Here is a 15,022-nt window from a genome sequence, read left to right as displayed (position 1 = left end):
CGTCTCAGCTCACTTTCAAAATTAATCGTTAGGAAAAACAAGACCAATCTGCTGCCGGATCTGATCCATCACCTGCATGGTAACATAGGAACGTTCATATGTGTTCATGTCGGATTCCTTTTTGCCCTGCTGAATCAGACTGACAAACTCCTCTACCTCATAATACATTGACGGGTAAATTTGCTCGGCAGTTAGTTTTTCCACCGTACCATCATTGTAGCGTATCTCTGCATGTTCGGGTGAACCAATTTTGTCAATGATGATGCTGCCACGTTCGCCCATAATTTCGCTTGGAACATGAGAGTTGGAGATTTTGGAGTACGTCACTACCGCCTCCATCTGTTCATAATTCAGAATGACGCTGCCTTGTCCATCTACCCCGGATTCCAGCATCATTGCCTGGGACTGAACTTGTTTAGGCTCTCCAAACAGCGTAATCAATGGATAGAGACAGTACACACCAAGATCCATTAACGCACCATTAGCAAGATCAGGTTTAAACGCGTTCAGGACGATTCCTTCCTTATACTTGTCGTACCGTGAAGAGTACTGGCAGTAACTCGCCACATATTTACGTACCGGGCCAATTTTATGTAGGTGAGACTGTACCATTTTGAACGAGGGAACAAGAGTTGATTTCATGGCCTCCATGAGCAGTACTCCATGTTCTTGCGCTGTATCGATCATACGACGGACCTCTGCCCCATTGGCAGCCAGTGGCTTCTCGCACAGTACATGTTTGCCATTTCTCAGAAACAGTTCTGCCTGCTCGGCATGGAAGGTATTCGGGGTAGCAATGTACACGGCATCGAGCCCATCACTTATCGCCATTTCTTCCAGATTGGTGAATCGAAGTGCAGCCTGATATTGATCTGCAAATGCATTCGCTTTATCTTCAGTTCTTGAATACACGGCGGTCAATTCGAATCCTTTGACTTGTGCAGCGGCCTCAAGAAGCCTCTCTGTAATCCAGTTGGTACCTACCACGCCAAAACGAACCATTCAATCTACCTCTTTCGTAAATAAATTTCACGCTTAAACAGCTTGTCATCCTGTACATTGTAGCCTATATTTCATTCAGATTGAAGAGATGTACATTTCCAACATATTGATATCTTGCTTTTTTGCTTGAAACTTCATCGTTCTGAATGAATCAGGGGTATAATGAGTCTTGAGGTGATTCTTATGGATAGTCCCAACCCCTATCAAACAGATTCTGTTCCTATAAATGAAACACAGTGGAATGCCATTATCCACAACGACAGTAACTTTGACGGTAAATTCTATTACGGAGTCAAGACGACAGGCATCTTTTGCAGACCTTCCTGTAAGTCGAAAGCACCCAACTATGAGAATGTTTTTATATTTAACAACCCTGAGGAAGCTTTGGCGCGACATTTCCGTCCATGCAAACGGTGCAAACCAACGGGCGAGCGAGTCCCTGATCAGGAGTGGATTTCCGTTGTAACAGACTATATCGAACATCATTTCGCCGAACCTCTGACACTAGATATTCTTGCGAATGTTAGTCATGGTAGTCCGTACCATCTGCATCGGGTGTTCAAACGGATTACGGGCCAAACGCCGGTGGAGTATATTCAGGAAAAACGCGTTGCCGTAGCTCGAACATTGCTCAAAAGCACCGGGTTCACCATAACAGATATTGGGCGTCAGGTCGGCATAGCTAATCCGGCGTATTTTATTACTGTATTTCGAAAACATACCGGATGCACACCTGCCAATTACCGTGAACAAGGGCGTGATGAATCATGAAGACCAGCCTGGTATACAAAGTACCCAAAACGTTGTTGAACAAAGGAACCGGGTTCCTTACTGGTTATACACACACGCTGAATCCTTACACAGGCTGCGCTTTTGGCTGTTCCTACTGTTATGTAAGGCAAATGCCCGTCTCTTTATTTCGTAAAGAGGATTGGGGGAGCTGGGTTGATGTAAAACAGGAAGCCGCCAAGGTGCTTACCAAAGAGCTGAAACGTGCACAATCGAAAGGTAAAGTTACTATTTTTATGTCATCCAGTACCGATCCGTATCAGCCTGTTGAGTATAAGGAGCAAATCACACGTTCATTGCTGGAAGTTATGGCCCAACATCCACCTGATTTTATATTGGTTCAAACCCGAAGCCCATTGGTGACTCGAGATATCGATCTGCTGCAAAAGTTGGGTGACCGTGTCCGTGTCAGCATGACCGTGGAAACGGATCTGGACGATATCCGCAAGCAGTTCAGTCCAGCAGCTCCGCCAATTGCGGGCAGATTACGTGCACTGGAACAATTGAAAGATGCCGGTATCCCTACACAGGCTGCGATTGCGCCAGTATTGCCCAGCAGTGAAAGCTTTGCAACCATATTAAGACCGCTCGTCGAGCGGGTATGCATTGACGATTATTTCATGGGGGATGGCAGTGAAGGCAAGCGCACCCGTAGACTTGGCATGGAATCGCTCTATCAGCAAGTGGGCAAGGAAGACTGGTACAGCCCGGAGGCACACAAAGTTGTCGTGCAGCGAATGAAGGCGCATTTTGAGGAAGATGAAATCTGGATTAGCCAGGCCGGATTCGAACCCTGATGGGTGATCTGTGCATGGATATAAAATGTAAAATGAAAATAGCCCTGCTTCCCTCGTTCGGGAGTCAGGGCTATAGTTCATATCCTGTCTGGATCTAATCATCAATTACTGATCGAGTGTGTACAATGGAAGATCTGCCGGCAGTGCAGCTGGTCGCTGACATGTGCTTTCCATTTTGTAAAAAGTCTGATCATCCGATGAATCATGGAACGCCCACATAGCTTCAAGGACATGGTACGCCAGTTCTCCACTGGCCCGATGAGCGCGACCACTGTTCACTGCATAAGCCATATCCGCGACACCGATGCCTCGTGTGTTCTCCTGATACCCTGGCAAAAGCGGTACCTCAGTCCACTCCTGATCACCAAGCAAACGGTAACGAACCGGTCCGCCGAACGTGTTTGGGTCAGGAACCTGCAGGGTTCCGTGGGTACCGTATACTTCGATCGGTGGCAAGACACTTCCGCCAAATACGTCAAAACTCGTAATCAACGTGCCGATGGCTCCCTGTTCAAATTGCAACAATCCGGCTACATGCGTCGGAATTTCAACAGGGATGCTCTGACCACGCTTTTTCTCACTCGTGATCGTCCGCTGCTCCATCGCTTTGCCTGTCATACCGGCAATGGACTTGATTGGCCCCAGCAATTGTACAAGCGCAGTCAGGTAATAAGGCCCCATATCAAACATCGGCCCGCCACCAGCTGCATAATAGAACTCTGGATCGGGATGCCAGTGCTCATGCCCACGGCTCATCATAAATGCTGTGGCTGCCACAGGTTTGCCAATGACACCATCCTCTACGATTTTGAGTGCTGTCTGAATGCCTGAACCAAAGAATGTCTCTGGCGCACAGCCTACAAGCAGACCTTTGCGCTTGGCTGTTTCCAGGACTGCTTGACCCTCTTCACGTGTGACGGCGAGTGGTTTCTCCACATAGACATGTTTGCCTGCTTCAAGTGCTCGCAAACATACATCCGCATGAACGGCAGGAATCGTCAGGTTAATAATCAGATCAATCTCCGGGTCTGCCAAAATTTCCTCCACTGTATACACGTTAGGAACATTATAGGCAGCCGCCTGTTCCTCTGCTCTGGTCCGGTCGAGATCTGCAACTGCAACAAGATCAAGCACCTCAAATCGGTGACAGTTCTCCATATAAATACCGCTGATTTTACCGCAGCCAATAATGCCTACTTTCATTGTTTTCATGCTTGGACTCCCTTCATGTTCCCACTTGATAGCGCTACCAGAACAACCTTAATATCGCAGTTATGTGGGTAAATAAGATTTATATATCAACGGATTCGACTTAGATTTGGAATAACAATTAAATTAGTGACTTTGGTTATCGGCCATTCCTGTGTATACTTCCGTCACTGCGTCCGTGCGACTCTGCGCGAGCGCTTTACCTGCGGCTGTCCATTTGAAACCACTGCGCATCATCTCGGTAACCTGCTTCATCTCCACAATATCTGCATGATGTCCGAGCGAGTTGTAGAACACCCGGCCTGCACCCCAACGTTTGGTCCAAACGACAGGCATATCCACTGGGCCATTTGCTGCATGAGGACCGTTAACAATAGGGAACCGTGTTGTTGCCAGCACTTCCACAGCTGGGTCCACGTGCAGGTAATACTGTTCACTTTTCACCTGAAAATCTTCAATATGATCCAGCAGCGGACTCGAACCACGCTTCATATTAACCGTGTACTCCACGCCGTCGTTACCTGGATGCGCAACCCACTGACCACCCGTCATGAACTGCCAGTCGACGTTGTTGCGGAACGCATCACACATCCCGCCATGAAGACCCGCAAGACCTACGCCGCTCTGAACAGCCGCAGATACGTTATTGACCAGTTCCTGTTCAATCTGTCCCATTGTCCACAGTGGAATGATCAGATCCAGGCCCAGCAGTTTCTCTGCATCCGCATATGCATCCAGCGTATCCGAGACTTCAACCTCAAATTGTTCTTCCTTCAAAATGCGTTCAAAAATAGCTGCTACTTGCTCCGGTTCATGTCCATCCCAACCGCCCCATACGATTAGTGCTTTGCTCATCACCCATCACTCGCTTTCCGAAGTTAAGTTATTGTCATTCTATCGGACCTTGCGCAAACCCAGTAGCTCTCCAAGGTCAAATTACTTACTTTTTACTATCTTATTTCTGTTAAAAAAGTGTCCATATGACTCCCGCTTCAAAATTTCAGTGGTCGTTCACTCACATCTCTTCTAACGACACCCAACGTCGTTCTGTAACAGAACGTTCAACGGCTTCCAATACTGCTTGACAGGCAACACCATCGTGGAAACTTGGTTCAGGCTGCCGTCCTTCGGAGATTGCAGTCACCAACTCCAGCAATTCATGCGTGAACGTATGCTCAAATCCAATTGTATGTCCCGCAGGCCACCAGGCCTCAGCATATTTGTGTGCCGGGTCAGTCGCCAGAACACGGCGGAAGCCCTGTACATCTTCATCGTCCTTCGTAAAATACACTTCCAGTTCATTCATCCGTTCAAAATCAAATCGGACGCTGCCCAGACTGCCGTTGATCTCGAACGAATTGGTACTGCGATGACCTGCGGCAAAGCGTGTAGCTTCGAAGCTGCCCAGCGCACCATCTGCAAACCGTGCGAGGAACAAAGTGGCATCATCGACCGTCACTTCGCCCTTCGGAGCATCTGCGTTTGAGCTGCCTTTGGCGCTAAGTCCGGTCATTTCCGAGGCAAGCGGCCGCTCCTTGATGAACGTTTCGCTCATTCCGATCACTTCCTTGAATTCGCCAACCAGGAAGCGTGCCAGATCAATCAAGTGTGCGCCGAGATCGCCATGCGAGCCGGAACCTGCCACTTCCTTTTGTAGACGCCATACCAGCGGGAAGGTAGGGTCCATAATCCAGTCCTGAAGGAAAAACGCGCGGAAATGATAGATTTTGCCCAAACGTCCGCTTTGCACCAATTCTTTGGCCAGCTGCACAGCCGGAGAGAAACGATAGTTGAATCCGACCATGTGTGCCACTCCTGCTTCTTCCGCAGCCTGCAGCATTTCACGCGAATCAGCAAGCGACAGAGCCAGCGGCTTTTCACAAAATAGATGTTTACCCTGGCGAGCGGCTTCGAGTGCGATTTCCTTATGGGCATCACTAGGAGCGTTAATATCAATCAGATCGATATCATCACGTCGTACCAGTTCACGCCAATCCGTTACACTTTCAGACCATCCGAACTGACTTGCAGCCTCCTGCACTCCCTGCTCGTTACGACCACAGATTACTGACATCTCAGGCTGTAACGGGGCAGACGGGAAAAACATGGGCAAACTGCGATAAGCGTTGCTGTGGGCTTTCCCCATAAATTTGTATCCAACCATTCCGACACGAAGACGATTTGACATGGTCATTTCCTCCTTTGGGATATAGCTATACAGTTTGAACTAAAGCGTATTTACACTTGCCATTCCGATGACAGAACAACCTTCCAATCGTTGTTATCATAGTTATGAATTACGGATTGAAGATGCACGGATAATAAGCTCTGTAGGCAACAACTGCCTTGCAGTGTCGGAGGTGACTCCGGAACTCGCAGTTGAAGCTGTTGCCCTCAATGATTCATGTATAAGCTTCGATGCAGCGAGTTCTCCCATTTCAAAAAAGGGAACCCTGACGCTGCTCAGCGGTGGAACTGCCATCTCGGCCGCATCGGAGTCATCGTAACCCACGAAGGCGGGGAAGTCCTGAACCTTGATTCCGCGCTCTCGCAAACCATGCATTACACCGATTGCCATCCGGTCATTGGCTGCAAATACAGCATCAATCTCGTTAAGACGGGCTGCAATGGTGGCAGCCGCTTCCACCCCGCTACGTCTGCTGTAATTCCCCTCCAGCAGCAGACTGGAATCCACATTCATTTCGGCTTCCTTCAGTCCAAACTGAACACCCTGAAGCCGCTCCTGACTGTTGGAATAACTATCCGGGCCATTGAGAAATGCGATATTTCGGTACCCCTGATCGGTAAGGTGGCGTATGGCCAGCCTGCTTCCCTCCACATGATCGGCATCCACTTCCATGAATGACTCGCCTGCATAGTGCTGGTTCATAATGCAAAAGGGATGTCCTTCCTGCTGGAGCTGCTGCAAGGCTTTTAGTTCCCCATGATCATCTCGCGCGCCGAGAATGATGCAAGCATCCACTTTCTGACGGCGGAACAGATCCGTATAATTCATCACTTCACCCGGTGTCCTGAACATGACCAGAAGGTCCATGCCGCTGTCCCTGGCTTTGCTTCCAATGCCGCTCAGCATTTCCGAGAAGAAATACGCCGAGAACAAGTGCGCCTTCGGAACGTAAGGTAACACCACGCCGAGGTTGCCGCTCTTACTTCTCGCAAAGCTGCGGGCCAGAGCACTTGGCACGTAACCCAATTGCTCGGAAGCTTCAATGACCTTGCGACGGGTTTCCTCTTTAATAGGACCAACACCATTTAGAACTCGGGATACTGTAGCTTCAGAAACACCGGCAAGATCAGCCACTTCTTTACGGGATGCCATGGAATTCACCTCCTTCACGTTCCCTAAATACATGTAAATCAGATGGAATTGTTTAAAAAATGATATTTATGTACGCGCGTACATCTTCTCATGTGTTGTAACCGTTGTCAATGCTTTTAACACAAAAAAAGAAGAGGATTTGTGTAAACAAATCCCCCTACCTTTACTTACTATATTCACTTGTAACTTGTCCCATATTCCCCACTGTTTTTCAGATGAATTCGCATGATTTTTTCATATCGACCAGCCAAGCCCACACTAGTACAGACCCGATTTAAGTCGTCACACCGTTGCCAACTGACGATTGACTGAACTCGGCCTGTTCCAAGATGGTGACATTAGCCGGAATGCGATCCGAAGGCTCAGGTGTTGATTGAAGCTGCCTTACTTTGTGCAGCACTTCCTTATTGGGAAGGAAATGCTGAGAACGGATAAAACGAATCGTTTTGGTTTTGGCACGCATGACAATGGAATCGGTCTCTGCCCGGTCATCTGCGAGGTAGCGTACACCGCCAAGAATCTCACCCGGAGTAACACCTGTTGCAGCAAAAATAACATCTTCCGTACCGATCATATCCTGCATCGTTAGCACTTTGTAGGGATTATCGATCCCCATTTGTAGACAGCGCTGGAATTCGTCTGCGTTCGCAGGCATTAGGCGACCCTGAATTTCGCCACCCAGGCAAGACAATGCGGCTGCAGCAAGCACACCTTCAGGTGCTCCTCCTGATCCAACATACAGGTCAATTCCAGCCTCCGGGAACGCAGGTGCCATTGCACCAGCAACATCACCATCACTAAGGAACTTGATCCGCACTCCAACTTTGCGCAGCGTTTTGATTGTGCTCTCATGCCGAACACGGTCCAGAATCATGACAGTAAGGTCTGAGATATTTTTATTTAATGCAACGGCAGCTTTCTCCAATGTCACCTCAACCGGATCTTCAATACTGACCTTGCCCACCAGAGCCGGCCCTACAGCCAGTTTCTCCATGTACATATCCGGTGCGTGGAGCAGGTTGCCTTTTCCCGCCACTGCAATAACCGATAAAGCGTTGTTCAGGCCCTTGGCTACAATCTCTGTACCTTCCAAAGGATCTACAGCCACGTCAACCTCGGGTCCCTCGGCGTTGCCGACTTCCTCGCCGATATACAACATGGGTGCTTCATCCATTTCTCCTTCACCGATTACCACCGTGCCGCGAATGGACACGGAATCGAACATGGCGCGCATAGCCAAAGTAGCCGCCTCATCTGCACTGTTCTTGTCGCCCCGCCCCATCCAGGGTGCAGAAGCTAACGCAGCCAATTCTGTTACTCGGACAATTTCCAACGCCAGTTCGCGTTCCATTTTTCCCACTTCCTTTCCAGTTTTCAAAAGCATACATTGAAAGCGGTACTAAATCCATCGCAAATCCATATGAAATTGATCTAAAACGGACGTGATAGCCCGATTCTGGAAAATTGGCCTATACTGTTCCTTGTCGATAAATGAACACATTTACACAGCTTTGAACATGCCATTTTACTGGTCGATCCCGCTAAATAAATGTGTTTTGAAGCACTTGACTCCACCTATTCTGTTTGAAACTCCATCTTTAACATGTTGAGAGTGTAACAAGAACAAATTAGAATACTAAATATCATATAACAACGTTGTTAAGACACATAAATCGCCTCTATAAAGAAAATACTTATCCTTTATCACATTTATCGAAAACGATTTTTAATGAGGTCATTACAACTATTCTGAAATGCCAAAGCAATAATATTGAAGAGGTTATATGAGGGCATTTTCTTCAAAGATTCGAACTAAAAATCCGCCTTAATCCTGCTCTATAAACCCCTTGGATATAGTTGGAATTATAGATATAGCTTATGGGGGCCATCGAAAATAATAAGTTTACATAATAATTGTTACGTTACAAATAAATCAAATCTTTCATATTTTCTTTTACAAGGTCGATTTTTTTTCTGTCTTTAACCCTACTTCAATCTGATTTGGCTTTTTGTCTAAGCTATAAGCTTAGCGAGTGAGTTTCTACCTCAGCCCCCAACATGGCAACTGCAATTTTCAGAAAATCCTCTCTTTGAATCTGCAAATGACCATATCTAAAATGATATCCCCATCGTGTCTGTCCCCGAGTAAGGATCAATTGATCCAGTAAATCAGCGATCTTCACCTGCTGACAGGGATAATACTTAACATTCCTCCGATACGGTACAAAGGAATCCGTCATATGGTACGTGTACACCTGATTGTCTACTACGCGCCCTATGGCGGTGAATGCTTGAAGTACTTTGCCTCCTTGCATGCTTGTTCGCGGCGAATAATAGATCAGCCAATCGCCAGCATTCATTCTGCGCAGAGATGATACCTTGCCGTGACAGAGCTGGGCGAAGCCCCCTTCCACCCCTTTCTCTACATGGGAAGCGGACACAACGCCGATCCAGTAGCGGTGTCCTTTTTTGTCGGATTCATCTAACTCGGGAGGCAGGAGTTCACTTGTATGAATCTGCTCAATTTCTTTGCTATTCACGATCAAATCATGTTTTTCCCGTTCATTCATCTCTGCTCACGTTCTTCCCATGCCGTATTCAGGCGCTCAAGCTGCAAAAAATGATGGCGATAATGCATCTCGACCAATACAAACCACTCCTCTGCATTCAAACCGCCAAATCTTGGATGGGGCAACGTAGATTTGCGCGTAGTTCCTTTCAGTAGAACCTCCATTCTCCGCATTTCTTCCCTTACCACGCTGAGTCCTTGAATTATTGATTCTCTTCCATCCGACTGGAGGGGAGTATACTCAGGAGAAGCAGGAACGTGAATACGTATCGGTGGAAAACTTGCTTGTGCAAAAACAGCTTCACCTGCTTCAGTTTTTCCATGATCTGTCTTTGTGCCCGTCTCCTCGTCTGCACTAATGCAAGTTAAGGCATTAGCTAAATGCATTTTCAACGCAGATTGAATTAAATGCTGGTACATCTGGCCCACCGACCACTCAACCTCACTGGGTTTGTAGCTTAACTGATCATCACTCATCTGTTCCAGTTCCTGCATATAACGTTCAAGCGTTATTTCAAATTGTCTTCGAATCTCATTGTTATTCCTTGATCTTATCGTTTCCATGCAAATACACAGCTCCTTCAATCGGTTATAAACCGATCATACACAAACGCTACTGACAGCGTTATGTCAGTAGCGTTTAAGAAGATTGCTTGCTTCTTCGCGAATGCGGACCCTCAACGATTCTGGCTCCAAAACCAAAGCCGACGCTCCCCAGCCAAGTATCCAACGCAGAACGTCTTCTGGATGTCTTACACGAAAATCTGCGTATAATCCATCTGATTGCAATTCTGATTTCTCCATGTAGTAATTGTTAGCCTCAATCACTCTGTCTGCAATGCGACTATGAAACCACACACGTACATGGACGTCTCGGTTGTCAGGCGGTGAATAGCTATGAATATTAAAACCGGGAGGAAGCTCGAACGGATCAGTGCTAATTTCCAGATTACTCATGCGGGATATACGAAAATGACGAATCTCCTGTCGCAAATCGCATCGGGCAATCAGCATCCATGAACCTTGCATCCATAGCATCCCGTAAGGGGAAGACAGTCGAACGGTCTTTTGCACGGTTTCATTAACCGTTCCAGGCTTATGGTAATGAAAGCGGATTTTGAGCTTTTGCTGCATTGCTGTTCGGATGAGACTCATATGTTCAATCTCCCGCTCGCGTGCATCACTGTCCGCTGAACGAAGCAGACGGATTCCCTGTCTTATCTGGCCAACCTCTTCTTGGAGAGGCCCGGGCAGAATTGCTTCAATTTTGGAACGGGACGTAAGGGATGTACTCCGGTAATAGTTATCGAAGCGCTGTTCGACAAAATCAAGTCCGATGAGAAGTGTAACCGCTTCTTCAGCTGTCAAGCTGATCGGAGGCAAAAAGTATCCTTCCATAAGTGAATATCCTACTCCGGGTTCTCCCACCACAGGAACCCCTGCTTCACACAACGCCTGAATGTCCCTGTATATGGTTCGAACGCTTGTTTCAAATAAGAAGGCTAAATCTTCCGCACGTTGAACCTTCCCCCGCTGGAGCTCAAGAACAATGGCCAGCATACGATCCGATTTGTTCACGAATCACCCCTCCTTGTATGTAATGTCAATCACACCATCTTCATTGGACATCTATTATAAGTAACATATGGACAAATGAAAAGCATATTAGACATAGTTAGCAAGCAATATAGATACAGCTTATGAGGTCATTCAAAAAATAAGCTTACACAATGATTGTTACGTTACTTTAAGTTCATTTTTTTGATATTTCCTTTTAAAAGGTCGATTTTTTCCCCAGCTTTATTCACCACATACATACGATCTGGTTTTTTGTCCAAACTTTTACCGCTAATTATCAATTGATGACCGCCTTCTATGTTGTATTTCCGAATATATAATCCCGATCCTTCATCTTCATAAGGGTACGCAGCAAAATCATTCCATGTCAGGAGGTCTCCTTTCTCAGCCAGAGTATTCAGTTCTTTTAAGGGAATGGATGCACTCGTCCCCCCCTGATCATTATTTGCCTGACATCCTGAACAGAGTGCAACCAAAAGCAGCAATACGAAATTGAGTTTTCTAGGAATAAATTTTGTCATTACTCTTCCTCCTTATAAATAAAATGGGAATTATTTGTGATAATCATCTTGCTTTTGTCGCCATTTTACCATAACATAATCACCTTATATTACATTTACTAGAATTTAATCCAAGGAAGTGTTCTCTAATCATAAGGATGTTAGTGAAGTTAAACCACAATTCACACGGCTTTTCGAGTCAAATCGATTTGTAATCCACAAACAGCTGATCGTAATTATGGAAATGGGCTGAATTATTCGACTTGGGGCGGATGGTACATTATCAAATATTAACGTTTAGAAAATAAAGACCGAGCGAAACGGAGATAATGCCCTCCAGCGCTCGGTCTTCTTTAATCCAGTTATTCATTTACTGGTCATTCACTTTCTTCACTACAGTTGTTAAAATAGATGAATTTAAACAGGTTTCTCCTGCGGTTCGAACCGCCCGAAGAATACCTCCATATCCCGTGCAGCGGCACAGATTTCCGCATAATCCCGTTTCAATCTGTTCCTGACTAGGCTGTGGATAGCGATCCAGCAATGCCTTGGTGGAAATCACCATTCCCGGAGTACAATATCCGCATTGGAAGCCGCCCTCTTCCAAAAAAGCCTGCTGAATCGGATGCAACTCGTCTTCCTTTTCACCATGTAGCCCTTCTATTGTTGTTATCTCACTGCCAACACATTGATAAGCCATAACGAGACAGGAATTGACCGGCTCTCCATCCATCAGTACCATACAAGCACCGCAGCGACCGACCTCGCAGGAAACTTTCGTTCCGGTCAGATTCAAATGGGTCCGCAGTACATCCACAAGACGGGTTGTCTGGGCTATCTGTAAATGTTTCTCTTCGCCATTCACAACGGCTGTCCAGCAACTGCTCAAAGGTACTGTCATGATGAACTCACTCCTTTCTGGAGCGGTACATCCAGTGGTTTGATCAGTTGATCTCGCGGAACAGGCAATCGATTAACCCACACTCCAGTCGCCTGATGAATCGCAGCGGTTATGGCCGGAGCAAGTGCAACTGAACCGATCTCGCCTATTCCCCGCGGTCCAAACGAATCACCCTCTGGCAGATCTTCAATCGCCTCTATCTCCAGGTTCGTGTGTATATCTCGAATCGTCGGAATCAGGTAAGTGTCCAGATTGGATGTTATATAGTGGCTGTCCTGCATCACGGCGTCCTCGGTCAATGTAAAACCTAGAGCCATCACGCTTCCGCCTTCGATCTGCCCGATGAATCCCATTGGATTGATGACAGGGCCAGGAGCAACCACATGCCTCGTATCCAGCAATTTGGCTTCCCCGGTTAGCGTGTTTACCTCCACTTCTGCTGCCACTGCCGCATACGTATATAGATAATGCCCGCCAACAACATTGTCCGGCGTAGTCGGATATTCGAATTGGGTATCAAAAATCCAGTCTTCCGTTTCTCCATGCTTCGCTAGATCTACGTAAGAAACAACAAATCTGGGATTTATCGTCGTATCATTCGCTGTAACTTCCGGAGCAATCTGTCCCTGACACCATACTCCCCCTATTCCAGTGATCAGTTCGTCTGCTGGAATTCCTGACAAAGCGGAGGCTGCTGACAAAATTTTGGAACGGAATGGTGTCTGTAGTCGCTGAAGAGCCATCCAGGCCATTGTCGTTGAACGCGAAGCAGTACTTGAACCACTGTGCGGTACTCGATCCGTATCTCCAATAATGATGCTTAGATCAGATGTTGAGCACTGGAACAAATCGCAGAGCATCATTTCAAGTGTGGCAATAAGTCCCTGACCGAATTCTTCGTAACTAAATGCCACTTCAATCTTGCCTGCGGCATTTAAGGATAGTCGCCCACCCGCCGGATCGGGAATGCCATATCCCAGCCCTGCCCCGTGCATGGCGATGGCTGCACCGACACCGCGTTTAATCCAGGGAGGCAGAGCAAGATCTTCCGGGGGATTCTGAAGTTTTCGTTTTTGCCATAACTCCGAACGGTCCATCGCCTCCCATACTTGGGACAGTCCATCTGTGACCAGAATCCGTTGATTTAACGGCCCAGGATCGGTCTTTTCCCTCATGTTGCGTCTCCGAAACTCCCAGGGGTCCATATTCATCATCTCGGCGAGTCGATCCATCTGACCCTCCATTGCAAAGATCGCCTGATTGCCGCCAAATCCGCGAAACTCTCCCGACACCCCATTATTCGTATACACCGAGATGCCTTCCACATCCACATGAGGGATGGAATAAGGCCCCAGGCAGTGTTCAGTGCAAAAATTCAGGACAGGTGCTCCCAAGGTGGCATATGCGCCTGTGTCTGCGGTAATGCGGACTCGGTGTGCCTGAATCATCCCCTCACGGCTGATGCCGGTCTGCATTTCAATTTTCATCGGATGACGTTTCAGTCCTGCACGCACGGATTCTTTCCGAGAATTGTGCATTTTCACAGGACGTCCGCATTTTAAGGCAAGGAGTGCGCCATAAGGCTGTACGTTCAGTTCATCTTTCCCGCCAAAAGAACCGCCAATCGGAGATGAGACAACCCGAATATCCTCTTCGGGACACCCAATAATTCGGGAGAGCTGCATCCTGTCCTTGTAACCATGCTGTGTAGCCGCGTAGACATGAAGTCTCCCACTTTCATCAGGAACAAATAACCCACCTTCTGTCTCCATATAGGCATGCATCTGGCGAGGGGTATAATACGTCTCACTCACAATATATTCGCATGCAGCAAAGCCCTCATCTACGTTCCCACGCTTGATTTCGGTACGGTGCAGCACATTGCCGGGGCCATGTTCATGGAGCTCTGGTGCACCAGATGCCAGTGCAGCCTCGGTGCTGTCCAGCGGAGTCCATTCTTCATACTCTACCTTGATTGATTCCATAGCAAGTGCTGCACGTTCCGGGGAATCTGCAGCAACCGCGGCAATAGCATCACCGACATAACGTACGACATCCTCGCAAAAAACAGGCTGGTCTGGAGTTGCAATGCCGAAGCGGTTCAATCCAGGCACATCTTTGAAGGTAAGTACGGCAAATATGCCCTCCATGGCCTCAGCTCCGGTAATATCTATAGACAATATGCGGGCATAGGGGTAGGAGCTTCGAAGGACCCTTCCATGGATCATATCGGGCAGCGTCATGTCTGTCAGATATTGAAGCTGTCCTGTTACTTTGTCTACCCCGTCTGGCCGCAGGTGCCAGCGTTTTCCACTATTATCCCGATTCAACAGCATG

Annotated in this window: 14 protein-coding genes; 2 read left to right on the top strand and 12 right to left on the bottom strand. The window is 47.4% G+C overall.

Going from position 1 to position 15,022, the window contains the following annotated elements; translation table 11 throughout:
• Positions 1–21 precede the first annotated feature (21 nt).
• Entirely contained in the window at positions 22–1,002 is a 981-nt protein-coding gene (locus tag MHB49_RS16650) for a Gfo/Idh/MocA family protein (protein WP_405156945.1), read from the bottom strand.
• A 183-nt stretch (positions 1,003–1,185) separates the two neighbouring features.
• Here MHB49_RS16650 and MHB49_RS16645 point away from each other — a divergent pair, with 183 nt between their 5' ends.
• Together MHB49_RS16645 and MHB49_RS16640 are read left to right on the top strand one after the other, a co-directional pair.
• The gene (locus tag MHB49_RS16645; RefSeq protein WP_247902931.1) at positions 1,186–1,773 is read left to right on the top strand and encodes a bifunctional transcriptional activator/DNA repair enzyme AdaA; all 588 of its coding nucleotides are present in this window, start codon (positions 1,186–1,188) and stop codon (positions 1,771–1,773) included.
• The gene (locus MHB49_RS16640) at positions 1,770–2,588 is read left to right on the top strand and encodes a radical SAM protein (RefSeq protein WP_405156944.1); all 819 of its coding nucleotides are present in this window, start codon (positions 1,770–1,772) and stop codon (positions 2,586–2,588) included. Before MHB49_RS16645 ends, MHB49_RS16640 begins: the two co-directional genes overlap by 4 nt.
• A gap of 105 nt (positions 2,589–2,693) precedes the next feature.
• Here the strand turns inward: MHB49_RS16640 and MHB49_RS16635 are convergent, their stop codons facing one another.
• The 11 genes from MHB49_RS16635 to pucD form a co-directional block, all read right to left on the bottom strand.
• Positions 2,694–3,800, bottom strand: coding sequence for a Gfo/Idh/MocA family protein (locus MHB49_RS16635; protein ID WP_405156943.1), 1,107 nt, complete (start codon positions 3,798–3,800; stop codon positions 2,694–2,696).
• A gap of 123 nt (positions 3,801–3,923) precedes the next feature.
• Positions 3,924–4,652: a ThuA domain-containing protein gene (locus tag MHB49_RS16630; RefSeq protein WP_405156942.1), complete on the bottom strand. Its 729-nt coding sequence runs from the start codon at positions 4,650–4,652 to the stop codon at positions 3,924–3,926.
• Between the two features lie 160 nt (positions 4,653–4,812).
• Positions 4,813–5,985: a Gfo/Idh/MocA family protein gene (locus tag MHB49_RS16625; protein WP_405156941.1), complete on the bottom strand. Its 1,173-nt coding sequence runs from the start codon at positions 5,983–5,985 to the stop codon at positions 4,813–4,815.
• A 102-nt stretch (positions 5,986–6,087) separates the two neighbouring features.
• Positions 6,088–7,137, bottom strand: coding sequence for a LacI family DNA-binding transcriptional regulator (locus MHB49_RS16620; RefSeq protein ID WP_405156940.1), 1,050 nt, complete (start codon positions 7,135–7,137; stop codon positions 6,088–6,090).
• 274 nt (positions 7,138–7,411) lie between these two features.
• Positions 7,412–8,488, bottom strand: a complete 1,077-nt coding sequence (glpX, locus tag MHB49_RS16615) for a class II fructose-bisphosphatase (protein ID WP_247902925.1) — start codon at positions 8,486–8,488, stop codon at positions 7,412–7,414.
• Positions 8,489–9,155: 667 nt separating this feature from the next.
• Positions 9,156–9,707 (bottom strand): EVE domain-containing protein, encoded by a 552-nt coding sequence (locus tag MHB49_RS16610; protein WP_405156939.1) that lies wholly within the window; start codon positions 9,705–9,707, stop codon positions 9,156–9,158.
• A complete protein-coding gene (locus MHB49_RS16605) occupies positions 9,704–10,270 on the bottom strand; it encodes a DinB family protein (protein WP_405156938.1) in 567 nt (188 codons plus the stop codon). The genes MHB49_RS16610 and MHB49_RS16605 overlap by 4 nt, the downstream gene beginning before the upstream one ends.
• A 66-nt stretch (positions 10,271–10,336) precedes the next feature.
• On the bottom strand, positions 10,337–11,284 hold the full coding sequence (locus MHB49_RS16600; protein WP_405156937.1) for a helix-turn-helix transcriptional regulator: 948 nt from the start codon (positions 11,282–11,284) through the stop codon (positions 10,337–10,339).
• A 164-nt stretch (positions 11,285–11,448) separates the two neighbouring features.
• Positions 11,449–11,805 (bottom strand): hypothetical protein, encoded by a 357-nt coding sequence (locus tag MHB49_RS16595; protein ID WP_405156936.1) that lies wholly within the window; start codon positions 11,803–11,805, stop codon positions 11,449–11,451.
• 349 nt (positions 11,806–12,154) lie between these two features.
• Positions 12,155–12,685: a (2Fe-2S)-binding protein gene (locus MHB49_RS16590; protein ID WP_405156935.1), complete on the bottom strand. Its 531-nt coding sequence runs from the start codon at positions 12,683–12,685 to the stop codon at positions 12,155–12,157.
• Positions 12,682–15,021, bottom strand: a complete 2,340-nt coding sequence (pucD, locus tag MHB49_RS16585; RefSeq protein WP_405156934.1) for a xanthine dehydrogenase subunit D — start codon at positions 15,019–15,021, stop codon at positions 12,682–12,684. The genes MHB49_RS16590 and pucD overlap by 4 nt, the downstream gene beginning before the upstream one ends.
• Position 15,022 lies beyond the last annotated feature (1 nt).

Source organism: Paenibacillus sp. FSL K6-0108 (assembly GCF_045040695.1).
Classification (GTDB): domain Bacteria; phylum Bacillota; class Bacilli; order Paenibacillales; family Paenibacillaceae; genus Paenibacillus; species Paenibacillus pabuli_B.
Note: the sequence above shows the minus strand (reverse complement) of the source record. Positions and strands in the feature narration are given on the sequence as shown.

Bases quoted from the DNA above. Each gene is read 5' to 3' on its own strand.
- MHB49_RS16650 (WP_405156945.1), bottom strand. From the start codon at position 1,002: ATGGTTCGTTTTGGCGTGGTAGGTACCAACTGGATTACAGAGAGGCTT.
- MHB49_RS16645 (WP_247902931.1), top strand. From the start codon at position 1,186: ATGGATAGTCCCAACCCCTATCAAACAGATTCTGTTCCTATAAATGAA.
- MHB49_RS16640 (WP_405156944.1), top strand. From the start codon at position 1,770: ATGAAGACCAGCCTGGTATACAAAGTACCCAAAACGTTGTTGAACAAA.
- MHB49_RS16635 (WP_405156943.1), bottom strand. From the start codon at position 3,800: ATGAAAACAATGAAAGTAGGCATTATTGGCTGCGGTAAAATCAGCGGT.
- MHB49_RS16630 (WP_405156942.1), bottom strand. From the start codon at position 4,652: ATGAGCAAAGCACTAATCGTATGGGGCGGTTGGGATGGACATGAACCG.
- MHB49_RS16625 (WP_405156941.1), bottom strand. From the start codon at position 5,985: ATGTCAAATCGTCTTCGTGTCGGAATGGTTGGATACAAATTTATGGGG.
- MHB49_RS16620 (WP_405156940.1), bottom strand. From the start codon at position 7,137: ATGGCATCCCGTAAAGAAGTGGCTGATCTTGCCGGTGTTTCTGAAGCT.
- glpX (WP_247902925.1), bottom strand. From the start codon at position 8,488: ATGGAACGCGAACTGGCGTTGGAAATTGTCCGAGTAACAGAATTGGCT.
- MHB49_RS16610 (WP_405156939.1), bottom strand. From the start codon at position 9,707: ATGAATGAACGGGAAAAACATGATTTGATCGTGAATAGCAAAGAAATT.
- MHB49_RS16605 (WP_405156938.1), bottom strand. From the start codon at position 10,270: ATGGAAACGATAAGATCAAGGAATAACAATGAGATTCGAAGACAATTT.
- MHB49_RS16595 (WP_405156936.1), bottom strand. From the start codon at position 11,805: ATGACAAAATTTATTCCTAGAAAACTCAATTTCGTATTGCTGCTTTTG.
- MHB49_RS16590 (WP_405156935.1), bottom strand. From the start codon at position 12,685: ATGACAGTACCTTTGAGCAGTTGCTGGACAGCCGTTGTGAATGGCGAA.
- pucD (WP_405156934.1), bottom strand. From the start codon at position 15,021: ATGCTGTTGAATCGGGATAATAGTGGAAAACGCTGGCACCTGCGGCCA.